The following is a 22,063-nucleotide window of genomic DNA, read 5'->3' as shown; positions in this document are numbered from 1 at the left end:
TTTTTATTGTTAATTCGTTGTTAATGCAAATATAACTAAAACTAAATGACATAAAAAAAGGTTTAAACCGTTAAGTTTAAACCTTTTTTTATGTTGATTATAATTTATTACAATTATGAGTGAATTGCTCTGTTGTCAGTTGCAGCTAATGCAGCTTCTTTGATAGCTTCTGCAAAAGTTGGGTGAGCGTGAGACATTCTTGCTAAATCTTCAGCAGATGCTCTGTACTCCATTGCTACTACAGCCTCAGCGATTAAGTCAGCACAACGAGCTCCGATCATATGGATACCTAAGATCTCGTCAGTGTTTTTATCAGCTAAGATTTTCACTAACCCATCAGTGTCAGCACTTGCTCTTGCACGTCCTAAAGCTCTGAATGGGAAACTTCCTGCTTTGTACTCTACTCCTTCAGCTTTTAATTGCTCTTCTGTTTTTCCAACAGCAGCAACCTCAGGCCAAGTGTAAATAACACCAGGAATTAAGTTATAGTTAATGTGTGGTTTTTGACCAGCTAAGAACTCAGCTACCATCACACCTTCTTCTTCAGATTTGTGAGCTAACATAGCACCACGAATAACGTCACCAATAGCGTAAACGTTTGGCGCAGTAGTTTGTAAATGATCGTTAACTTCTACTTGTCCTCTTTCTGTTAATTTGATTCCTGCTTTTTCAGCATTTAATCCATCAGTATAAGGACGACGACCTACAGCTACTAAAGTGTAGTCACCTTCTAAAGTTACTAATTCTCCTTTTTTATCTAACGCAGAAACTTTAACTACATCTCCTTCACGCTCAACACCTTGAACTTTGTGAGTAGTGTAGAATTTCATTCCTTGTTTTTTCAATACTTTTTGTAATTCTTTTGACAAAGCACCATCCATAGTTGGTAAAATTCTGTCAGCGTACTCAACTACAGAAACTTGAGCTCCTAATCTTAAGTAAACTTGTCCTAATTCAAGACCGATTACTCCACCACCAATAATGATTAAGTGTTTAGGTACTTCAGGTAATTTTAACGCTTCAGTAGAAGTGATGATTCTTTCTTTATCTAAAGTGATAAATGGCAATGTAGATGGTTTAGACCCCGTTGCAATAATCGTGTTTTTAGCAGTGATTGTTTCAACAGATCCGTCATTCTTAGTTACATTGATAGTAGTTGCATTTTCAAATGATCCAACTCCTTCAAAAACAGTGATTTTGTTTTTGTCCATTAAGAACTTAACACCAGCACACGTTTGATCTACTACCGCTTGTTTACGCTCGATCATCTTTGCTAAATCAACTTTTAAGTCTCCTGCAACTTCGATTCCATGATCAGCAAAATGTCCGAACTCTTCTACTAAGTGAGAAGAAGATAATAATGCTTTTGATGGAATACATCCTACGTTTAAACAAGTTCCTCCTAATGTAGGGTACTTCTCTACAATTGCTGTTTTAAATCCTAATTGTGCACAACGAATAGCAGACACATATCCTCCAGGTCCAGAACCAATTACAACTACGTCAAATGAATTCATAATATATTTTTTTCTTTTTTTGTTGTTTTACTTAATTCTACAAAGTTACACTTTTTATATAAGTAAAGGAAAATAATAGGCTAAAGTTTACCCTTAAAAGGTAAGAAAACCCTTATTAACACAAGACTTTTAATGCTCCTTGTGAAACTTTTATTTCAAATTTATTTGTGTCATATTCATAATACTCTCCATCCATTTGTAAACCATTCTTTTGTTGGTCTACTATCTCTACTTGTATTACATCTGTTTGAACGTAATCTGTCTTTCTAAACTTCTCTGTTTTTTTAAGCAGTACGTACAATCCAAACGTTAATTGCTTTAATAGTCCAATTCTTGGAACCATTAAATAATCTAATTTTCCATCTGTCAAACTCGCTTTAGGCGTTAATGACATATTATAGCCCATCTCATTTGAATTTGAGATGAACAGTAGTAAAGGATTTACTTCTTTTGTTTTGCCATTATAGGTAACAAGCATTTTTTTAGCTACGTATTCTTGTGCTGAGTTTAAAGCAGCATTGATATACGCACCTAATTTGCGTTTCCCTGACTTTTCATACTTATCAATAATCGTTGCATCAATTCCGAAGCCCATATTACTGAAAAAATACTCCCCATTAACACTTCCTACATCCATACTAAAGATTTTACCATCTCTAACACGCTTAATTGCTTGTTCGATGTCTTTAGGAATAGAAAGGTTTGAAGCAAGCCCATTTCCAGAACCAACAGGTACAACACCAAACGCAATATTTGTGCCAACTAATTCTGTTGCTACTTCGTGAATGGTTCCATCTCCTCCACAAGCTACAATAATATCCGCTTGTGCAGCAATCGCTTGTTGCGTTAATTCGATAGCATGCTTTTTATAAGTAGAAAATGATACGTGTATATCATATTGTGATTCATCAAAAAAAGGCTTGATGTAATCTAATGTAATATTGTGTTTGCCTTTTCCTGAAATTGGATTAACGATAAAATATATTTTTGTCATAATTACTAATACTAAAGCATTGAAATCTTTAAAACACGTTTGTTTATGCTTTGATTGGGCAAATATACAAAGGCAAAACTGTATATACTACTTAAAAAAGATAATAGAACTAAAAAGAAAAAAAGCCAACCGAAGTTGACTTAATACTTTATTTAATTGGTCCTTCCCACTCTGTAATTCCTCCTAAAAGGTTGAAAGTGCTATCAAAACCTAATTGTCCCATTAATAAACAAGCTTGGTTACTTCTACCTCCTGATTTACAGTATACGTAGTAACTTTTTGTTTTATCTAATTTTTCGATTTCGTCTAAGAATCCTTGTCCTTGGTAGATATCTATATTGATTGCTCCAGGAATTGATTTTTCTTCTACTTCTTCTTCTGTACGAACGTCTAATATAACAGCGTTAGCGTCTGCTTGCGCATTTTCCCACCACTGCTCTTGTGATAAATTTGCCATTTTTTCAAATCTAATGTTAAGTATCCAAATATAAAGTTATTCTGTTGTTTGACGAACTTTTTTTTATTTTTTTGAGTAAATGTTAACCTTTATACTTTAATTTGCTTTTTAAAACTAAGACAATGTCATCACATCATATCGTCAGAGACGACCAAGAGCCTGCTTTAATTATTGCTAATGGAGAGGCCTGCGACCGAAATTTAATGGATCAATTATTAGAGTGGTCTCCTCTTGTGGTAGTGTTAGATTCTGCTATTGAGAGGGTTATGGAATTAGGGATTAAGATAGATGTTTTAATCGGTGATTTTGATAGAGGGTTTGATGCGGATGCTTATCGCAAAAAACAATACCCTATTGAGATTGTACATCTGGCAGATCAGGAGTCAACTGATTTAGAAAAAGCATTTAGATATTTAATTAAACGTGGTATTCCGGCTGCAAATGTTATTTGGGCAACGGGTAAGCGTGCTGATCACACAATTACGAATATCACAAATATTGTGAGGTTTAAGGATCAACTTAAAATTACATTGTTTGACGACCACTCAAGAATTTATCCTTTGCCAAAATTGTTTAAGAAATGGTATGAAAAGGATACAATTATCTCTTTAATTCCTATTGGTACTGTAAAGGGTATTGTAACTGAAAACTTGTTGTATCCGTTAAAGAATGAATCTCTTATTTTGGGTGTACGTACAGGAAGTAGTAATTCTGTTTTGGCAGACGGACTCGTTACAATTACTTATGAAGAAGGTGATTTATTAATGATGGAGTGTCACGATTAAGAAACGTAAAAGTGATATAAAAATAAAAAGCCCGACTGCATAAGTCGGGCTTTCTAATAATAGTATTTTATTTATTTCAATAATTATTTCCCTAAGAAAATTTGGAAACCTAAAGATAAACCTAAACCATTGTGTGCAGAAGCACTTGCTTGATTAGATTTACTGTAGTTATATCCTACAATTGCTTCTAAAGCAACGTTACGGCTAACGAAGTGAGAGTACCCTGCATTGATATTGAATGCAAAAGAAGTATCGCTATCTCCTGAAACTTCAGCACCTGAGATACCTACAGCACCTTGTCCAAAGAATCTTCCTGTTTCACTTGCTCCTTCAGGAAAGTAGTATCTAACGAAAGGCATTACTTTGTAATTCCACTCATTATCATCACCTTTTACTGTTTGTAATCCAGCTCCTAATTCTAAACCAACTGCAATTCCATCAGATACGAAGTAACCAGCTCTTGGTGTAAAGTTGATATTGAAACTTTCTTCTTCAAAGCTATATCCTGTAGAACCTAACGCACCACCTACAATCCAATTTCCTTGTTTAATTGGTGTTTCTCCAACTTTTGCAGACAATTTTGGAGTCTCTACTGGTAATTTGCTTTGTGCATTAGAAGTTAAGATTCCACCTACTAATAAAGCTGCTAATAAAGTAATTTTTTTCATAAATTTCAATGTTTAGTTTTTAATTTGCCTTTTAAACTTAAAAGTAACGAGTGCTAATTTACTGAAAATAATTATTAGATTAACTAATTTTGTGACAATAATTCTCTTTTTAGCAATAAAAAGTCCTTATTGGTGTTAATTAAGCCTTCAATAAAGTATGCTCTCGCCTCTTCTATGTCAATGAAGTCAAAATGCTTGTACCACTGGTCTGATTCTACTATTTCCTTGAGTTTTGTGATCCTCTTGGCAGTCTCATTTGCAGTCCTTAGCAGATTGTTTTCACTATTAAGACAACCTTTGTGCTTAAAAGTCACATCTTTTTTTACTGAATTATAGATAATTGCATATAAAGCTTCGTTTTCATTGTTGGGAAAGAAGCTATCCCACGTAGCATAAGCTAAGCAATAAACATTGTTTTTTTTCTCTGTACTGATTAACTTCCAACGGCAGTTAGCTGCTCTACCCCAGTGGTTTGCGTATCTGGCTACACCGTTTTCGTCAAAGTAATACATACTCCCTGCTTTGCTCTTATAACTCGGCTCACGACCAGCTATAAAAGAATTAGAAATTTCTTTCCATTCACAGTAAGTATGCTTAAAAAAATTGTGTTTATTGTATTTTTTCATTCTAAAAAAGGTCTTTTTTATCTTCAATTATATTAATTCCAAGCTCTTGCATAGTAGCTTTGGCTTGTACCAATCCTTCTGCTGTGATTGGTTTGGTTGCAAAGTCAAGGAAGTAAGTTTCTATTCCTGCTTCTTTGGCATCTTTTGCTGTAAAAAACACACAAAATTCTGCTGCTAATCCGCAGATGTATAATTCAGTTATGTTTTTATCGTTTAAATAGCCTAATAATCCGGTGTTTGACAATTTGTTATTGTCATAAAAGCCGCTGTACGAATCTACTTCTACATTCATTCCCTTTCTAAAGATAGCGGCCACTTTATTGTTGTCCCACGCTGAAGTAAATTCTGCTCCTTTTGTACCTTGAACACAATGTTCTGGCCACAATACTTGAGGAATGCTATTTAAATCGATTACGTCAAATAATTGATGAGTAGGATGTTGCACAGCAAAACTTTTGTGATTAGCAGGATGCCAATCTTGTGTGGCTACAATTAAATCAAAGTTGGGTTGAATATCATTAATAACATCAATAATCTTATCTCCATCTGTTACAGCAAGACTTCCGCCTGGCAGGAAATCATATTGTAAATCAACAACTAAAAGTGCTTTCATCGTGTATAATATATTTGGTAGTTAAATAGTTTTTTTCAAATTGCTTGAAAAAAGTCGTCTGAATGTTCAAAAATACAAAAAATAGCTCGTATTTCTATTGTGGTAAGGGCTACTACTAAAGCGTTTGAATTCTGTTTAAGAGCTATTTATTATACTCCTCTTGTAAGTACACCAAGGCTTCTATAACTGCCTGTGTACCTGATTTAGGACTAAACCCTAATTCTGTTTTAGCTTTTGTAATGTCAAAATCTTGTTGTAATCCTGCAAACATTTTAATCTCTTTTGGGGTAACCATCGGTGCTTTGCCACTAATTTTAGAAAGCATTTCCAATAGCCAAGCTGATGCTAACAGAATAGATTTGGGCACTTTCATCGGTGTTATCAGTTTTAACTCCGGGTAAAGTTGTTGTGCTATTTGTATTGTTTGTGTGAGGGTTAAACACTTTTCATTTGCTAAAATATAGCGTTCCCCTGCCCTTCCTTTTTCCGCTGCAAGCCAACAACCTTCGGCAACGTCTTTTACATCTACCCAATTGACCGTAATTCCCGTATCTACCGGTACGCGATTTTTTAAAATGGTCTGCAATACGTTATAGGAAGTGTTTATTGGTGCAAAGGCTTTACTTCCAATCATAGCAGATGGCATAACAGCTGTTAGCGCAATACCATACTCTTTAGCTAAGTCAAAGGCGAGCTTTTCGCTATCGTTTTTAGAGTTGTAATAGGTATCTAAACGATTTGTATTGTACCCATTAACCTCTTTGGTAGGCATTTGATCGTAGTTTAATGCAGCAATTGAGCTAACGTAAACAATGCGCTTTACTCCTGCCTCATAAGCTGCTTCAATCACATTTCGCGTACCCATTAGGTTGTTGTCGTAAATTTCTTTCTGAGGGTTCTTTGCCCAAAGTTTAAAATTGGCAGCAACCGCATAAAACACATCGACTCCTTCTAATGCTTTGACAAAGGATGCCTTGTCTAACAAATCGGCATAGACAATTTCACAATCCAATCCCTCAAATGGTTTTGTATTGTTTATATTGCGAACAGTTGTTCTTACTTTGATTCCCTTTGATAAGAGTAGTCTTATTAGGTTATTGCCTAAATGTCCGTTTCCTCCCGATACGAGTGCTACTTGTTGCATTGTGCAGTAAATTGAAATAGTGTTGCCTACAAAGATAATGTTGTTTTATTTAGTTTGCGCGTAAAACAATCCACCTTGTAAGCAATCACTTTATTTTATCTGCTACAATATGCCATTACTTTGTAAGAAAGATAATTATTTTAAAAAGAAATTAGGTGTATTAGCTACAACGCGAAACTGGAATACAACGTGTAAACTATGTGAAATGGCTCAACTAATTAAATAGCATAAAAAAACTCGCACTGAAATAGTGCGAGTTTTCTATAGTAATGACTGTTAAGTCCTATCTTTCAAATTCTTTTAATGTTTCAGTGATGATACGTACACAGTCTAATAATTGTTCTTCGTTCATTACTAAAGGTGGCGCAAAACGAATAATGTTTCCGTGTGTAGGCTTAGCTAATAATCCGTTGTCGCGTAATTTTAAACAGATATTCCAAGCAGTATCACTTTCTTCTGTATCATTGATAAGAATAGCATTTAATAACCCTTTACCTCTTACCATTGAACAAATATTACTATTTGCAATGTATTTGTTTAATTCAGCTCTAAATACTTGTCCTAATTTCTCAGCATTATCAGCTAATTTCTCATCAAGAACAACGTCTAATGCAGCAATTGCAACAGCAGCAGCAGTTGGGTTACCTCCAAAAGTAGAACCGTGTTGTCCTGGTTTGATTACGTTCATAATCTCATCATTTGCTAATACAGCAGAGATTGGATATGCACCACCAGACAATGCTTTACCTAATACAAGAATGTCTGCTTGTACATTTTCGTGGTCAATAGCCAACATTTTTCCTGTACGTGCAATACCTGTTTGTACTTCGTCAGCAATGAATAATACATTGTGTTGTGCACATAAAGCTTTAGCTTCAGCTAAATATCCAGCGTCTGGTACATATACCCCAGCTTCTCCTTGAATTGGTTCAACTAAGAAAGCAGCAATATCAGCACTGTTTTCTTCTAAAGCTGCGCGTAATGCATCAAGGTTGTTGTATTCTACTCTAATGAAACCATCTGTGTAAGGTCCGTAGTTTTTACGGGCATCAGGATCATTTGAGAAAGAAATAATTGTTGTAGTACGTCCGTGGAAGTTGTTTTCACAAACGATAATTTTTGCTTGGTTCTCAGCAACTCCTTTTTTCTCGTAAGACCATTTTCTTGCAAGTTTTAAAGCTGTTTCAACAGCTTCAGCCCCTGAATTCATTGGTAATACTTTATCAAAACCGAAAAGTTTTGTGATTTTTTCTTCATATACCCCTAATTTATCGTTGTAGAAAGCACGTGATGTAAGCATTAATGTATTTGCTTGATCTGTAATTGCTTTTACGATAGTTGGGTGACAGTGACCTTGGTTTACTGCTGAGTAAGCAGATAAGAAGTCATAGTATTTTTTACCTTCAACATCCCATACATATACTCCTTCTCCTTTAGCTAATACTACTGGAAGTGGGTGATAGTTGTGTGCTCCGTATTTATTTTCTAATTCAATCGCTTGCGCTGATGTAAGTTTTTGTGACATGATAATATAGTTTTTCGCGTGTTTTTCTTCTTGCAATTTAATTCTTTTTTCATCAAATCTGCAAATGAAAGGTGTAAGATTACCTGAGAAATGAAGTATTCTTAGTAAAAAGGGACTTCAACTAATTAATAAACAATAAGTAAAGTTGTTTTAGTATATGACTTATTAAATTGTTTATTCATTTCTTTAAACGTATTAGTATTGATTTAGTCGAACCAAGTTCGACACTAATACCACATTGCTACCACACTCCTTCGGTAAAAAAGCTTATTTCCGAGGGAATGTGGTACTTGTGTCGAAGGAATGTGGTAGATGGTGCAAACAAAAGCTGATTATATATAGTGTAAAGTATAAAGGAAAGATGTTCTTATTAAGAAAGTAGTAGCTTATTAGGTTGCTAAATACTTCCCATAGAGTACAGATTTAATAGAATAAAAAACAAGGTTTATTTTCTCTTAAATTGCAAAATCTGCAATAAAAAGATACATATACCTTAAATTATACCTAAATTAGCCCTGAAATATAAAAAACAATACCTATGAAAAACTACTTTTATGCATTAGTTGCGGCAGTATCATTGGCTGGTTTTAGTGTTCAAGCTCAATCCCCTTCACCACTACACGTGGGGATCAAAGCAGGTGCTAACTTCACAGATATGTCAACTTCTTTAAAAGACTACAACAGTAAAAGTGCTACGGGGTTTGCAGTTGGAGCAATGGCGCGTTTTGATATTAAAAAAACGTATTTACAAGCTGAACTTCTTTATTCTGAAAAAAATGTAAAGTTTGAAGGAGCTTCTGATGTAACATCTAAAATGAAAAACTTAGAAGTGCCATTAGTAATTGGTTATAAATTTATCAACCTTCCTTTGCTTCATTTAAGAGGTTATGCAGGTGGTGTTTATACAAATATGGTTGGAGATAACTTTAAAGTGAAACAAGTTGGTGAGGTGTTTGACAACTTTGATAAGAACAATATCGGATACCGTGTTGGTGTTGGTGTTGATGTTTTAAAGTTTACTTTAGACGTTTCTTATGACGGTGGTTTTAACAACGTAAGTAAGGATTTTAAGACAAAACCTAATACTTGGATGGTTTCTTTAGGATATTTCTTCCTATAACTGAACGAGTTAAATAATAATTCAAAGAGCTGTGTGTAAATACAGCTCTTTTTGTTTTAAATATATTCTACTCACATTAAAAATTTCTTATTTTTGTGCTATGCAAAAGAATATAAACATATTAAATAAAAGAGCAAGGTTCGATTATGAGATACTGGACAAGTACACGGCTGGTATTGTATTAACGGGAACTGAGATTAAGTCTATCCGATTGGGTAAGGCTAATATTGCTGAAAGCTTTTGTGAGTTTCAAGGACACGAATTATTTGCTATTAATACACAGATAGAAGAATACGCACATAGTAAACATTTTAACCACAAGGCAAAGACGGAGAGAAAGTTACTTTTGAATAAAAAGGAATTAAAGTCTCTTTTGAAAAGTGTGCAGAACAAAGGTCTGACAATTGTTCCGTTGAGATTATTCTTAAATGAACGTGGTTTAGCAAAATTAGAAATTGCTCTTTGTCGTGGTAAGAAAAACTACGATAAACGTGAAACTATAAAAGATAGAGATACGAAACGCGATATTGATCGTTTGAAAAAATCACATTAATATTGACTTAATGTAATACAAAAAAGAGGCTGTAATCTTAATAATTACAGCCTCTTTTTATTTAGTTTTTATTTTCTAACATGGGAACAAATTTAAAATCTCCGTGTTCGTATTTTTCAAAATGTGTTTCACTGACGCGAATTAATTCCGTCATTGTTTGATCATTATCGCCAATTGGAATAATCAACCTACCTCCTACGTTTAATTGTGCCATTAAAGGTTGTGGAATAAAAGGAGCCCCTGCTGTTACGATTACACCGTCAAACGGCGCGTAATTAGGTAATCCTTTATAGCCATCTCCAAAGGTCATTAATTTAGGTCTAATACCCAATTTAGGCAATAAGGTAGATGTTTTTCTAAATAATTCACTTTGGCGTTCAACACTGTAAACTCTTGCCCCCATTGCTACTAAAACGGCAGTTTGGTAGCCACTTCCCGTTCCTATTTCTAATATTTTATCGTCTTTCTTTACTTGTAGTAGCTGAGACTGAAAAGCTACAGTATAAGGATGTGATATGGTTTGTCCAGCTCCGATAGGAAAAGCAGTGTCTTGATAAGCGTAATCCTCGAAGCTTGAGTCTAAAAATAAATGTCTTGGCACTCTTCTAATGGCTTCTAAAACATTTGAATCAACAATTCCTTTTTGTCTAAGTATTTCAACTAACTGGTTCCTAAGACCTTGGTGTTTTGCAGAATCTCTCACTTTTAAATGGTTATTTCCTGCAAAATAAGCAATATTTTATATTAAAAGCAATCTTTAAAAGGGCGATAAAAAGAAATGAAAAAAAGTTTAGCTTAATATATTGAAACATTCGCTAAATAAATTATATTTTTGTTTTCAAAATCTGGTTTTATGCTTAAAGTTGGAGTATTGGGAGCAGGACATTTAGGTAAAATTCACCTTCGTTTGCTTAACCAATCTGAAAAATATGAATTAGTAGGATTTTATGATCCTTTTAAAGAGAATGCAGAGAAAGTTGCTGCTGAATTTGGATATAAGAATTTCGAATCAATACAAGAATTAATTGATGCTGTAGATGTTATTGATATTGTAACTCCTACTCTATCTCACTTTGACTGTGCTAAGTTGGCTATTGAGTCTGGGAAACACGTATTCCTTGAAAAGCCTATTACAAATACAGTTGAAGAAGCAGAAGAAATAATTGCTTTAGCTAAGAAGCATAATGTTCTTGGACAAGTGGGGCACGTAGAGCGTTTTAACCCTGCTTTTCAAGCGATAAGTTCTAAAATTGAAAATCCAATGTTTATTGAAACACACCGTTTGGCAGAGTTTAACCCTCGTGGAACGGATGTACCTGTAGTGTTGGATTTAATGATTCACGATTTAGATGCTATTTTAAGCGTTGTTAAATCGCCTGTTAAACACGTTAGTGCTTCTGGTGTGTCTATTTTGAGCGAGTCTCCAGATATTGCTAATGCACGTATCGAATTTGAAAACGGATGTGTGGCTAATGTTACTGCAAGCCGTATTTCAATGAAAAATATGAGAAAATCTCGTTTCTTCCAAAGAGATGCTTATATTTCTGTTGATTATTTAGAGAAGACTTGTGAGGTGGTTAAGATGAAGGATGCTCCTGAAGTTCCGGGTGATTTTGACCTTATTCTTCAAAATGCAGAAGGTGTTAAGAAACAAATCTATTATGACAACCCAGAAATTTTAGCGAATAATGCTATATTAGATGAGTTGGAAACTTTCCACGATGCTATTGTAAATAAAACAACTCCAATTGTAACGTTAGAAGATGGTACGAAAGCTTTGCGCTTGGCTCACCAAATTATCGATGCTTTTGGTAAATAATATTAACTAAAAACAATCATTATGAAAAATATTGCCGTTATTGGTGCAGGAACTATGGGGAATGGTATTGCTCATACTTTTGCTCAAAAAGGTTTTAAAGTTCTTTTAATTGATATCTCTGATAAAGCGATTGAAAGAGGAATGAATACAATCTTGAAAAACTTAGATCGTATGATTTCTAAAGGAACAATTACTGAAGCTGATAAAAAAGCTACTATTGAAAACATAGTTACTTTTACAGATGTAAAAGATGGTGTGGTAAACGCTGACTTAGTTGTAGAAGCTGCTACTGAAAACGTACAATTAAAACTTAATATATTTAAACAGTTGAGCGAAGTTTGTGATGAGAACGTTATTTTGGCGTCTAACACTTCTTCTATCTCTATTACACAGATTGCTTCTGTGGTAAAAAACCCAGAACGAGTGATTGGTATGCACTTTATGAATCCAGTGCCTATTATGAAATTGGTTGAAATTATTAGAGGTTACAATACTTCTGACGAGGTTACTAAGAAAATCATGGACTTGTCTAAAGCTTTAGATAAAGTACCTACTGAGGTAAATGATTACCCTGGGTTTGTAGCTAACCGTATTTTAATGCCAATGATTAACGAGGCTATTGAAACTCTTTATAATGGTGTAGCAGGTGTAGAGGAAATTGATACTGTAATGAAGTTAGGTATGGCTCACCCAATGGGACCGTTACAATTAGCTGATTTTATCGGTCTTGATGTTTGTTTATCTATCTTAAACGTAATGTATGATGGATTTAAAAATCCTAAATACGCGCCTTGTCCATTGTTAGTAAATATGGTAATGGCAGGTAAATTAGGAGTGAAATCTGGTGAAGGATTTTACGATTACAGCGAAAGCAAAAAGGCTGAAAAAGTAGCTAAAATGTTTTCTTAAGTAAGAATTGAAGAAACAAAATAATTTATAAAACAGAAGAGTGTTTGCCTTGGTCAGACACTTTTTAACCCAAATTACACAGGAGATGTATAGGTGAGATTGTGATGCTTGGTAGTTGTTACGGCTAAATAGAGATAACCCCTTATTTCTGATTAGCTTAAGAATAATTATAAAGTATTTCTAACTACCGGTAAAAAGATCTGTTGTGCAGTTTGGGTTTAATATTTTTGATACCATATTAGAATGGCAAAGATTATCCCCTTTAAAGGTTTGCGCCCTACGCGTGATAAAGTTAGTTTGGTGAGTTGTAGATCTTTTGAGGACTACAATGCAGTGGAAATTGCGTATTTATTAGATTACAATCCGTATTCTTTTTTACACGTGTTGAACCCTGCATATGTTAATCCTCAGAAAGTTACGTATGATAAGAGGTTTAAAATGGTGGCTGCAAAGCTAAAAGATTTTAAAAAAGAAGGTATTCTTGTTACAGAGGATAAGCCTATCTTTTATTTATATCAGATTACGACTAAATCATGGCAATTTACAGGTATTGTGGCGGGTACTTCTATTGAGGATTATCAGAGTAATGTGATAAAAAAACACGAGGATACTCTTGAATACAGGGTTAAATTGTTTAAGGAGTATTTATACCACAGCAGATTTAACACAGAGCCTGTATTGATGATGTACCCTGATCAGAAAGATATTGATCTGTGGATTACTAATCACAAAGCGAATAAACCTTTGTATGATTTTACGACGGTTACAAAGGAACGCCATACTATTTGGAAGATTGATGAGGACTCAGATATTAGTTGGCTGTGTCAACAGTTTGAGAAAGTAGATGAAATTTATATTGCTGATGGACATCACCGATGTGCTTCTGCTGAATTGTTGCAGACAGAACACAAAGATAATCCGCAAGGACACGATAACTCTGTAATGACTTTCTTAATTGCGGAAAACAATATTAAGATTTATGAGTTTAACAGAATTATTCACGATTTGAATAATCATACAAAAGAGGAGTTCTTAGCCTTGTTACAGGAGAAGTTTATTGTCGAGAATAAGGAGCAACAATTGTGGAAACCGACCAAAAAGATGGAGTTTGGTATGTATTTAGATGGGGATTTCTATGCTTTGAAATTGAAAGAAGTAAAAGAAACGTCTGATATATTACAGCAATTGGATGCACAGATTTTATATGATGAAGTGCTACACCCTATTTTGGGATTAGATGATTTGCGTAATGATGCAAGAATTGACTATGTTCCTGGTAATGAGTCAATCGTAAATATCAAAGAATTAGTAGATGATGGTGAGTATGAGGTTGGTTTTATGCTTTATCCTACTAATGTTGAAGAGATTAAAGAGGTTGCTAATAACGAGCTTATTATGCCACCTAAGAGTACATATATAGAGCCAAAGTTTATGAACGGGTTGCTTATTTATGAAATTTAAAATAAAAAGATTATGTCTATTACACAGAATTTAAAACAGGTTAAAGAGACCTTACCTGGACATGTAACGCTTGTAGCAGTTTCTAAAACTAAGCCGAATGAGGATATTTTAGAAGCTTATGAAGCGGGACAAAGAATTTTTGGTGAGAATAAGATTCAAGAGATGACGGAAAAGTATGAGGCTCTTCCAAAAGATATTGAGTGGCATATGATTGGCCACGTGCAACGCAATAAGGTGAAGTATATGGCTCCTTATGTTTCGTTGATTCACGGGGTAGACAGTTTTAAGTTGTTAAAGGAAATCAATAAACAGGCAAAGAACAATAACCGCGTTATTAATTGTTTGTTACAAGTGTTTATTGCACAAGAAGAAACGAAGTTTGGACTTGACCAAAATGAATTAGACGATATCTTTTCAAGTGAAGAATTCGAAGCTCTTGAGAATGTAAAAATAGTGGGACTTATGGGTATGGCTACTTTTACAGATGATCAGGAAGAAGTGAAAAGAGAGTTTACTTCTTTGAAAGAAACTTTTGACCATTGTAAAATGTATTACAACGAGATGGATAACGTGGAGTTGCAAACAGTGTCAATGGGAATGAGTAACGATTATCCTATTGCAATAGAATGTGGAAGTACGATGGTTAGAATTGGAAGTAACATTTTTGGAAGTCGTAATTATTAATAAATAGAGAGAATAAGTTGTACGCGATTTTAGATATAGAAACTACTGGTGGGCAGTTTAATGAAGAGGGAATCACAGAGATTGCAATCTACAAGTTTGATGGTAATCAAATTGTAGATCAGTTTATCAGTTTAGTAAATCCAGAGAAGGAAATTCAACCGTTTGTTGTGAAATTAACGGGAATCAACAACGCAATGCTGCGATTAGCACCTAAGTTTTATGAGGTGGCTAAGCGTATTATTGAAATAACAGAGAATTGTGTTATTGTAGCACATAATGCTGAGTTTGATTACCGTGTTATTCGCAATGAATTCAGGCGCTTAGGATATGATTTTGCTCGCAATACGTTGTGTACAGTCGAATTGTCTCAGAAGCTTTTACCAGATATGCAGTCGTATAGTTTGGGAAAACTAGTACGTTCTTTAGGTATTCCTATTGCTGATAGGCATAGAGCAAGTGGTGATGCCTCTGCTACGGTTAAATTGTTTGAGTTATTATTATCTAAAGATCACGAAAAGACAATCTTAACTTCTATGATTAAGTCTGATATAAAAGTAGGCTTGAACCCAAAGTTCTTAGATATTGTAGATACATTGCCATCAAATGTTGGTATTTACTACATACACGACAACTTAGGGAAGATTATTTATATCGGAAAAAGTAGGAATATAAAGAAGAAAGTGTTGCAACACTTTACAAGTAATTCTCCTACGTTTAAAAAGGTTCAGCAAGAAACCTATACTGTTACTTTTGAAAAAACAGGAAATGAGTTGATTGCACTATTAAAAGAGGCTGAGGAAATTGCTGTAAATAAACCGAGGTATAATAAAGTGGCAAAGAAGAGTGTATTCCCCTACTCTTTGTACTTGAAATATAATCAAGCAGGTTTTGTTTATTTAGCAATTGAAAAAACAGATGGAAGAAAGAAAAACCTAATGGCTTTTACTTCTCCTAATGAAGCACGTAAATTCATTACAAAGGTATTTAGTAAGGATGAAGTGCAACCATTTGTAGATTTTATTTATGAAAAGAAATCAAATAAGGTAACGGAAGAGAATTTCTCGGATACTTTAGAGGCAACGTTTGAAGAATATAATATGCAAGTAACCTCTTTGTTGAATACGTATAATATTGATGATCACAATCTATTGATAATTGACAAGGGAAGAAAAATAGAGGAGAAAAGTGCTGTTGCCTTAGCAATGGGTAAACTAAGTGGTTTTTGCTTTTTTAACTTGAATTATCAGGTAAATGATCCAGGACGTATTGCTGCGAACTTAACGCCTATTTCTTTTAATAGAAATAATCGCAATATCATTCTGAACTATTTGAATAAGAAAGTTGGTTATAAATTAATACACTATTAAAAACTATTATTAGTGAGACGGAGATTAAAAAATAAATGGGATATTTTAAAGCAGAAGATTTATATCATTATTTATGGTTCTAATACTTTTGCAGGTAAATTGTTTGACCTTGCACTTTTAGGAGTTATCCTATTGAGTGTTTTATTGGTAATGCTTGAGTCAATTGAGAGTTATGATTTAAAACACCATAAAGGTCTTCTGATCTGTGAGTGGGTTATTACAGTTTTCTTCTCTTTAGAATATGCTCTTCGAATTTTATGTAATAAAAAACCGTTAAGGTATATTTTTAGTTTCTATGGTATTGTGGATTTAATATCTATTTTACCGATGTATTTGTCGTTCTTTATACCTGGTTCTCGTGTGCTTACAGTAGTAAGAGCGCTGCGTTTACTTCGTTTATTTGGTATTCTAAACTTAGTACCTTATATCGGACAAGAATCACATTTAAAATTGGCGATTAAAGCAAGTAGAACTAAGATTATTGTATTCGTTTACTTCATTTTGGTTGTTTCTATTTTATTGGGGGCCTTGATGTATGTAATTGAAGGAAAAGATAGTGGCTTTAGTAGTATTCCGCGTAGTATTTATTGGTGTATCGTTACGATGACAACGGTAGGTTATGGAGATATTGCTCCACAAAGTACCTTAGGTCAGATGATTGCTTCTTTGATTATGATTATGGGTTATGGTATCATCGCCGTGCCAACAGGAATTGTAACAGCTGAGTTTTCAAATATTAAACGAAATAGATTAGATGCTAAGAAAAGAAGAAACTGTTCTTCTTGTACTACTACGATTTATGATGAGGATGCTAACTACTGTTATAATTGCGGTCAAAAATTAGGAGATGTTTACGGAAAATAAGAATTATTTAATTGTTGTGATTGGTCCTACTGCTATTGGTAAAACGGCTTTAGGAATTAAAATAGCTAATCATTTTAACTGTGATATCATCTCGTGTGATAGTCGCCAGTTTTATAAAGAGATGGCAATAGGAACTGCTGTTCCAACGGAAGATGAATTAAAGGCTGCAAAGCACCATTTTATACAAAATATTAGTATTGAAACTCCTTATTCTGTGGGGGATTTTGAGCGAGATGCAATTGTTAAGTTAAACGAATTGTTTAAGGAGAATCCCGTTCAAGTAATGGTAGGTGGTTCAGGTTTATTTGTGAATGCTGTTTTAAATGGTTTAGATGAGTTTCCAGATATTGATCCGGCTATTCGCGAAGGCTTAAACAAAGACTTAGCTGAAAAGGGATTAGGATACTTACAAGAGATGTTGAAGGAGTTAGATCCTGTGCACTATGAAAAAGTAGCTATTGATAACCCACAACGCGTTACACGTGCTTTAGAGATTTGTATTGGTACAGGACAACCTTATTCATCGTTTTTAAACAAGAAAGAGAATACGCGTAACTTCACTCCTATTGTTGTCGGATTGGAGGCAGATAGAGAAGAAATGTACAATAGAATCAATAAGCGTGTTGATATTATGATGGAGAAAGGTTTGCTGAAGGAAGCCGCAGAGATGTATCCACATAGAGAGATAAACGCGTTACAGACGGTGGGATACCGTGAGTTATTTGCGTATTTCGACAAAGATTACGATTTAGATTTCGCAATTGAAGAGATAAAAAAGAATACACGCCGTTTTGCTAAAAGACAGATAACTTGGTTTAAACGAACAGATGGAGTTACTTGGTTTAATTACCTTACTCCTATTGAAAAGATTATTGATGCTATAAACCTAAAAATGAACTAATATGCCTATTGCTCCTACTTTTACATCTATCTATGAACAACGTTTTATAGTTGATTATTTTGATTGTGATACGGAAGGAAATCTTAATATTGTAGATTTTTGTAAGTTAATACAGATTGCGTCAGCGCAGCATTCAGTTTTAGGAGGAATTAGCTTTTGGGACTTGCAAACAGTTAACCAAGCTTGGGTTGTAAACAAATTCAGGGTTGAGATAACAAGAGTTCCAAAATGGCAGGAAGAGATTAGAGTTGTTACGTGGATTGAGAAGTTAGATGGTATTCGCTCTGTTAGAAATTTTGAAGTGTTCATTGAAGATGAGAAAGTAGCTGGTGCGAGTTCGCTTTGGGTAATTTTGAATACGGTTAGACGTCGTCCTGAAATGATGACGCTACCACACGATCACTTTATTAAATACACAGATAAAAAAAGTATAGATGGAGAGTTTGTCAAATATGCAAAGCCTGAAGCCTTAGATAAATTAGTTGATTCGCAAGTGCAATATTCTGATTTAGATATGGTAAATCACGTAACTAATATTAAATACTTAGAGTGGATTGTAGATGCCGTTAAAATGAATGATATCCATATCGACTCGATTAAAGTGGTAGATATGGTTTTTCAAAAGGAATTGCGCTTTAAAGAGGAGTATTCTGTATTCAAATCTAAAGAGGGTAATAGCAATCATTATATGATTAAAAATAAAGAAGATCAGATTAGTTTTCAATGTATTATTGAGTAGTAATGTGATATTATATTATAAAAAAGGCTGTTTTGAGTTTTCAAAACAGCCTTTTTTTGTGGTGTTATAAGGATTTACTTTAATCGTTATATTCTATACTCTATTGAAAGTTACTATGCCTAATTACACAATATAAAAATAAAAAAAGCTACTCAATTCGTTGAGTAGCTTTTTCAAAATATAAATACTTAATTATATTTTGAAATTAGTTTCCTACAGTTATCTTCTTCAAGTCCTAATCTTTTTCCGAGTCTTATTAAAAGTAATTCTTCTCTTTCCGAAATTTCACCATCTTCTAAATAAAATTTTATTTCTTCAATAAAATCTAATTCTTCATCAGTTAGTTTTGTTCTGCTATCTATTAGTTCTTTCGCTCTCTCTTCAGATATACCTAAGCGAGTACGATGCCTATCAAGTATTCTTAAATCTCTTTCTAAAAGCTGATCACTTTCTTCTAATAGAAAGTCTAATTCTTCTAAATATTCTTCTTCTGTTTGGTCTATTTGAATAATTGTCTTTGTTGGTTCTAAGTCATTACTATTTCTAATGTCAGAAATGGGTCTAAAAACTACTTTAACACGCCATTCAGTGATTGAGCTATTTTTTATTTGAATAGTAACTTCTTTTTGGTTTTCAACATTAACTTTAGCTAAATATGCAGAAACATCAACTTTAAGGTCATTAATTTCATTTGTATTAAGAATTTGACTCTCTTGTGAAGAGATTAATTCAGTGTGATCTAATAAATTTCCTTGGAGACGTTGTTCAGCAAGGCGTTGCCAACTTGTTTCATGAGGATACCATACTAATCCAGCTGGAATATAAGGTTCTTTAGTAGGGTTAAAATTCTGACTTTTGGCAACTTTTAATTTGTTCTGCTTTTCATCAAAAGTATTGTTACTACTTGAATGATCGACATTAATTCCAGCTTTTATAACTGATGCATCTACATTAATGTGTTTTTTGATTTCTTCACTATTGAAGGAATCTTCTCCTTTAATATTTTCAATAGAAATACTTGAAGCTCCAAGGCATTGTAATAAATAACAATATTCATTAATGCGATCAGTTAATAATTCATAATCATAATTATTAATTGAGACATAACAATTTTCATTAAAAGGGTGACCAATATATAATTCATTTTTAATAGGATGATGAGGAGGGAATTTTATATTGGGTAAATTATTAACTTCAAGAACAACTAAATTATCCGTTTTATATTTTTCATTATTACTGCTTAAATAAATAACTTTTTTCTCTTTGTATTGTAATGATGGAAAAATATTTATATATTTTTGATAAAGATTGTATGCTCTTTCTTTACTCCAAAAACCACTTCTTTCAGGATCATCATATAGTTTAAAACCATCTTCAAATAATTCAAGTGCTGTATAGTAGTCTTCATTAATTTCATATAATTCTGATTGTAATATAGTTGCTCTACTATACCAATGTTCATTTTCTAAATCAAGAGATGTTTCTCTTAAAGTTTGTAATATATCAAAAGATTCAGAAAACTTATTTGTTAATAGAAATAGATGCCCTCTATCAAATTGATATGAAAAATAGGGTTCTAAATCGTTATAAGAATTTGATATTTCGAGTGCCTTACTAAAATCACTATTTGTAATAGCCTCATTAAAATTATTTGTATATTCTTTAAAATAATCGTCTTGATCAGTTTCTATTTCTTTTTTTACTTGAATTAGTTTTGTAAAAAAATCTTCTAAGGTTTTTCTTACATGTGGGGTAAAAGTCTTTTTCCCAAAACAAGCTGAGGGATAATCGCTATAATTATTTTCATTATAAAAATAAAATCTAATGCTTTCTTCGTAGACTTCGACGCTTTCTATACTATCAATTTCTAGATGATCTAAAAGATCCTTTTCTTTATCCCAACCGGTTGTATTTACAGTTTTGAAAAAGGAAATTCTATTTTTAAAAAACATTGTACAAAAACAATATGTTCGATCAGCAGTGAAAAAATCACCTTTATGAAAAATTTTGTAATTAAAAATTAGAAAAATCTCCTCATCTCTTGAGATTTGATGATTATTTCTAAATTCTAATAATGTAGCTTTGTTCCACCACAGGTTTTCAAAACTTACAGTGTCTCTATATTGTAAATCTTTGTTGCTATATTCGTTGATAAAATTAGTTTCAGTGATTACGCGTTTGATTACTTGACTATCCATAATAAAAAAAATTTCTTGTGCTAAAAATAGAAATGAAAAAGGAGTAATAATAATAAAATTTAGTAAATACGATCTTTTTTTGAGTAAACATGACTAGTCCTAAAATAGATTGACAAGTTTTTAAACAATACATCCTGAGGGATTTTCTCTCTGGATTTTTTTATGCACATAATTTGGAGTGAGCATATTTAATCCTAAATGAGGTCTAAAGTTATTATAAATATAAATACTTTACCCGTTGTGCATTATGAATAAGAAATAAAAAAAGTTGTCCATGCTTATAATAAGCAGTAAATTTAAGATTCGACCCAAAAATTTACCAATGGACAACTTGCTTGCAAATTACGGAAGAATCTTAGAAGTATTACAATCAATGAGTGAAAATACTTTACTTTCTTATCAAAGACGCAAACCTAAACTAAGTGATATTGAACTGATAAGTCTTTGCTTAACAGCAGAATATCTTGGTATAGATAGTGAGAATTATTTGTTTACACTTTTACCTAAGGAATTAAAACAAAAAATAGATCGCAGTGTTTATAATAGAAGAAAACGTCGATTGTTTTTTCATATTGAAGCTTTGAGAGTCAAAATATCAGAATTGGTAACGAATATTCAAACTCATTATATTATTGATAGCATGCCACTAGAGGTTTGTAAACTATCAAGAAGTAATAGAGCTAAGATTTGTAAAGAACAATACGATACTTCTCCTAATCAAGGCTATTGTGCATCTCAATCTATGCATTTTTATGGATATAAATTACATGCTATATGTTCGTTTGAAGGTGTTTTTCACAGTATAGATTTAACTAAGGCTTCTGTACATGATATCAAATATTTAGAGGATGTAAAATACCAAATGAATGATTGTGTGTTAATTGGAGATAAAGGTTATTTATCAAGTACTGTACAATTAGATCTATTTGAGAGTGCTAATATTGAATTAAGTACTCCTAAAAGAAAAAATCAATTAGATTATAAGCACCTTAAAGAAATCGATTATCTAAAATGCACAACGGGTATACTTTGTTTTATTAGTTGTTCTAATTCTTGTTTAGTATTTGTTTTAAAGAGTAAAAATTCTTGTTTTAATATTCCATTAATTCTTTCAGCTAA

At 33.1% G+C, this 22,063-nt stretch carries 21 protein-coding genes and 1 pseudogene; 12 read left to right on the top strand and 10 right to left on the bottom strand.

The window, feature by feature from the left end:
• Positions 1-113: 113 nt before the first annotated feature.
• From lpdA to BLT46_RS09955, 3 genes are all read right to left on the bottom strand, one after another.
• Positions 114-1,517: a dihydrolipoyl dehydrogenase gene (gene lpdA, locus BLT46_RS09965; protein WP_090409782.1), complete on the bottom strand. Its 1,404-nt coding sequence runs from the start codon at positions 1,515-1,517 to the stop codon at positions 114-116.
• 115 nt (positions 1,518-1,632) lie between these two features.
• Entirely contained in the window at positions 1,633-2,511 is an 879-nt protein-coding gene (locus BLT46_RS09960; RefSeq protein WP_090409779.1) for a diacylglycerol/lipid kinase family protein, read from the bottom strand.
• Positions 2,512-2,659: 148 nt separating this feature from the next.
• Positions 2,660-2,968 carry a rhodanese-like domain-containing protein gene (locus tag BLT46_RS09955; RefSeq protein WP_090409777.1) on the bottom strand — a complete coding sequence of 103 codons (309 nt, stop codon included), beginning with the start codon at positions 2,966-2,968 and terminating at the stop codon, positions 2,660-2,662.
• Between the two features lie 122 nt (positions 2,969-3,090).
• On the opposite strand from BLT46_RS09955, the gene BLT46_RS09950 reads away from it, so the two are divergent.
• Complete coding sequence (locus BLT46_RS09950; protein WP_090409775.1) at positions 3,091-3,753, top strand: thiamine diphosphokinase; 663 nt, start codon at positions 3,091-3,093, stop codon at positions 3,751-3,753.
• A gap of 83 nt (positions 3,754-3,836) precedes the next feature.
• On the opposite strand, the gene BLT46_RS09945 is transcribed toward BLT46_RS09950, so the two are convergent.
• The 5 genes from BLT46_RS09945 to rocD form a co-directional block, all read right to left on the bottom strand.
• The gene (locus BLT46_RS09945; protein ID WP_090409773.1) at positions 3,837-4,421 is read right to left on the bottom strand and encodes a porin family protein; all 585 of its coding nucleotides are present in this window, start codon (positions 4,419-4,421) and stop codon (positions 3,837-3,839) included.
• Between the two features lie 83 nt (positions 4,422-4,504).
• On the bottom strand, positions 4,505-5,047 hold the full coding sequence (locus tag BLT46_RS09940) for a hypothetical protein (RefSeq protein ID WP_090409771.1): 543 nt from the start codon (positions 5,045-5,047) through the stop codon (positions 4,505-4,507).
• A gap of 1 nt (position 5,048) precedes the next feature.
• Positions 5,049-5,660, bottom strand: a complete 612-nt coding sequence (gene pncA, locus BLT46_RS09935; RefSeq protein ID WP_090409769.1) for a bifunctional nicotinamidase/pyrazinamidase — start codon at positions 5,658-5,660, stop codon at positions 5,049-5,051.
• A 142-nt stretch (positions 5,661-5,802) separates the two neighbouring features.
• Positions 5,803-6,804 carry an NAD-dependent epimerase/dehydratase family protein gene (locus BLT46_RS09930; protein ID WP_090409767.1) on the bottom strand — a complete coding sequence of 334 codons (1,002 nt, stop codon included), beginning with the start codon at positions 6,802-6,804 and terminating at the stop codon, positions 5,803-5,805.
• A 283-nt stretch (positions 6,805-7,087) separates the two neighbouring features.
• A complete protein-coding gene (gene rocD / locus BLT46_RS09925) occupies positions 7,088-8,329 on the bottom strand; it encodes an ornithine--oxo-acid transaminase (RefSeq protein WP_090409833.1) in 1,242 nt (413 codons plus the stop codon).
• A gap of 538 nt (positions 8,330-8,867) precedes the next feature.
• Between rocD and BLT46_RS09920 the strand changes: the two genes are divergently transcribed.
• Together BLT46_RS09920 and smpB are read left to right on the top strand one after the other, a co-directional pair.
• Positions 8,868-9,449, top strand: coding sequence for a porin family protein (locus BLT46_RS09920; protein WP_090409765.1), 582 nt, complete (start codon positions 8,868-8,870; stop codon positions 9,447-9,449).
• Positions 9,450-9,549: 100 nt separating this feature from the next.
• Positions 9,550-10,002: an SsrA-binding protein SmpB gene (gene smpB, locus BLT46_RS09915; RefSeq protein WP_090409763.1), complete on the top strand. Its 453-nt coding sequence runs from the start codon at positions 9,550-9,552 to the stop codon at positions 10,000-10,002.
• A 61-nt stretch (positions 10,003-10,063) separates the two neighbouring features.
• Here smpB and BLT46_RS09910 read toward each other — a convergent pair whose 3' ends face one another.
• Positions 10,064-10,705, bottom strand: a complete 642-nt coding sequence (locus BLT46_RS09910; RefSeq protein ID WP_090409761.1) for a protein-L-isoaspartate(D-aspartate) O-methyltransferase — start codon at positions 10,703-10,705, stop codon at positions 10,064-10,066.
• Positions 10,706-10,855: 150 nt separating this feature from the next.
• On the opposite strand from BLT46_RS09910, the gene BLT46_RS09905 reads away from it, so the two are divergent.
• The 8 genes from BLT46_RS09905 (at position 10,856) to BLT46_RS09870 (ending at position 18,746) form a co-directional block, all read left to right on the top strand.
• Complete coding sequence (locus BLT46_RS09905) at positions 10,856-11,821, top strand: Gfo/Idh/MocA family protein (RefSeq protein WP_090409759.1); 966 nt, start codon at positions 10,856-10,858, stop codon at positions 11,819-11,821.
• 21 nt (positions 11,822-11,842) lie between these two features.
• The gene (locus tag BLT46_RS09900; protein ID WP_090409757.1) at positions 11,843-12,730 is read left to right on the top strand and encodes a 3-hydroxyacyl-CoA dehydrogenase family protein; all 888 of its coding nucleotides are present in this window, start codon (positions 11,843-11,845) and stop codon (positions 12,728-12,730) included.
• A gap of 243 nt (positions 12,731-12,973) precedes the next feature.
• Complete coding sequence (locus BLT46_RS09895; RefSeq protein WP_090409755.1) at positions 12,974-14,191, top strand: DUF1015 domain-containing protein; 1,218 nt, start codon at positions 12,974-12,976, stop codon at positions 14,189-14,191.
• A 12-nt stretch (positions 14,192-14,203) separates the two neighbouring features.
• The gene (locus BLT46_RS09890) at positions 14,204-14,875 is read left to right on the top strand and encodes a YggS family pyridoxal phosphate-dependent enzyme (protein ID WP_090409752.1); all 672 of its coding nucleotides are present in this window, start codon (positions 14,204-14,206) and stop codon (positions 14,873-14,875) included.
• A gap of 17 nt (positions 14,876-14,892) precedes the next feature.
• Complete coding sequence (locus BLT46_RS09885; RefSeq protein ID WP_090409750.1) at positions 14,893-16,242, top strand: exonuclease domain-containing protein; 1,350 nt, start codon at positions 14,893-14,895, stop codon at positions 16,240-16,242.
• Between the two features lie 12 nt (positions 16,243-16,254).
• Positions 16,255-17,106 (top strand): ion transporter, encoded by an 852-nt coding sequence (locus BLT46_RS09880; RefSeq protein ID WP_090409748.1) that lies wholly within the window; start codon positions 16,255-16,257, stop codon positions 17,104-17,106.
• The gene (gene miaA / locus BLT46_RS09875; RefSeq protein ID WP_090409746.1) at positions 17,090-18,007 is read left to right on the top strand and encodes a tRNA (adenosine(37)-N6)-dimethylallyltransferase MiaA; all 918 of its coding nucleotides are present in this window, start codon (positions 17,090-17,092) and stop codon (positions 18,005-18,007) included. The genes BLT46_RS09880 and miaA overlap by 17 nt, the downstream gene beginning before the upstream one ends.
• 1 nt (position 18,008) lies before the next feature.
• Positions 18,009-18,746, top strand: coding sequence for an acyl-[acyl-carrier-protein] thioesterase (locus BLT46_RS09870; protein ID WP_090409744.1), 738 nt, complete (start codon positions 18,009-18,011; stop codon positions 18,744-18,746).
• A gap of 188 nt (positions 18,747-18,934) precedes the next feature.
• Here the strand turns inward: BLT46_RS09870 and BLT46_RS09865 are convergent, their stop codons facing one another.
• Entirely contained in the window at positions 18,935-20,944 is a 2,010-nt protein-coding gene (locus tag BLT46_RS09865; protein WP_090409741.1) for a hypothetical protein, read from the bottom strand.
• A gap of 322 nt (positions 20,945-21,266) precedes the next feature.
• Between BLT46_RS09865 and BLT46_RS09860 the strand changes: the two are divergent.
• Positions 21,267-21,929 (top strand): annotated as a pseudogene (locus BLT46_RS09860) (IS982 family transposase); the annotation flags it as partial.
• Between the last annotated feature and the right edge of the window lie 134 nt (positions 21,930-22,063).

Origin of the sequence: Myroides phaeus (assembly GCF_900099675.1) — a bacterium.
Lineage (GTDB): Bacteria > Bacteroidota > Bacteroidia > Flavobacteriales > Flavobacteriaceae > Flavobacterium > Flavobacterium phaeum.
This window is presented reverse-complemented; position numbering and strand designations above follow the sequence as displayed.

Coding starts and splice junctions, on each gene's coding strand:
- BLT46_RS09945 (WP_090409773.1), bottom strand. CDS start 4,421: ATGAAAAAAATTACTTTATTAGCAGCTTTATTAGTAGGTGGAATCTTA.
- BLT46_RS09900 (WP_090409757.1), top strand. CDS start 11,843: ATGAAAAATATTGCCGTTATTGGTGCAGGAACTATGGGGAATGGTATT.
- BLT46_RS09895 (WP_090409755.1), top strand. CDS start 12,974: ATGGCAAAGATTATCCCCTTTAAAGGTTTGCGCCCTACGCGTGATAAA.
- BLT46_RS09930 (WP_090409767.1), bottom strand. CDS start 6,804: ATGCAACAAGTAGCACTCGTATCGGGAGGAAACGGACATTTAGGCAAT.
- miaA (WP_090409746.1), top strand. CDS start 17,090: ATGTTTACGGAAAATAAGAATTATTTAATTGTTGTGATTGGTCCTACT.
- BLT46_RS09890 (WP_090409752.1), top strand. CDS start 14,204: ATGTCTATTACACAGAATTTAAAACAGGTTAAAGAGACCTTACCTGGA.
- rocD (WP_090409833.1), bottom strand. CDS start 8,329: ATGTCACAAAAACTTACATCAGCGCAAGCGATTGAATTAGAAAATAAA.
- lpdA (WP_090409782.1), bottom strand. CDS start 1,517: ATGAATTCATTTGACGTAGTTGTAATTGGTTCTGGACCTGGAGGATAT.
- pncA (WP_090409769.1), bottom strand. CDS start 5,660: ATGAAAGCACTTTTAGTTGTTGATTTACAATATGATTTCCTGCCAGGC.
- BLT46_RS09955 (WP_090409777.1), bottom strand. CDS start 2,968: ATGGCAAATTTATCACAAGAGCAGTGGTGGGAAAATGCGCAAGCAGAC.
- BLT46_RS09950 (WP_090409775.1), top strand. CDS start 3,091: ATGTCATCACATCATATCGTCAGAGACGACCAAGAGCCTGCTTTAATT.
- smpB (WP_090409763.1), top strand. CDS start 9,550: ATGCAAAAGAATATAAACATATTAAATAAAAGAGCAAGGTTCGATTAT.
- BLT46_RS09870 (WP_090409744.1), top strand. CDS start 18,009: ATGCCTATTGCTCCTACTTTTACATCTATCTATGAACAACGTTTTATA.
- BLT46_RS09920 (WP_090409765.1), top strand. CDS start 8,868: ATGAAAAACTACTTTTATGCATTAGTTGCGGCAGTATCATTGGCTGGT.
- BLT46_RS09905 (WP_090409759.1), top strand. CDS start 10,856: ATGCTTAAAGTTGGAGTATTGGGAGCAGGACATTTAGGTAAAATTCAC.
- BLT46_RS09865 (WP_090409741.1), bottom strand. CDS start 20,944: ATGGATAGTCAAGTAATCAAACGCGTAATCACTGAAACTAATTTTATC.
- BLT46_RS09960 (WP_090409779.1), bottom strand. CDS start 2,511: ATGACAAAAATATATTTTATCGTTAATCCAATTTCAGGAAAAGGCAAA.
- BLT46_RS09940 (WP_090409771.1), bottom strand. CDS start 5,047: ATGAAAAAATACAATAAACACAATTTTTTTAAGCATACTTACTGTGAA.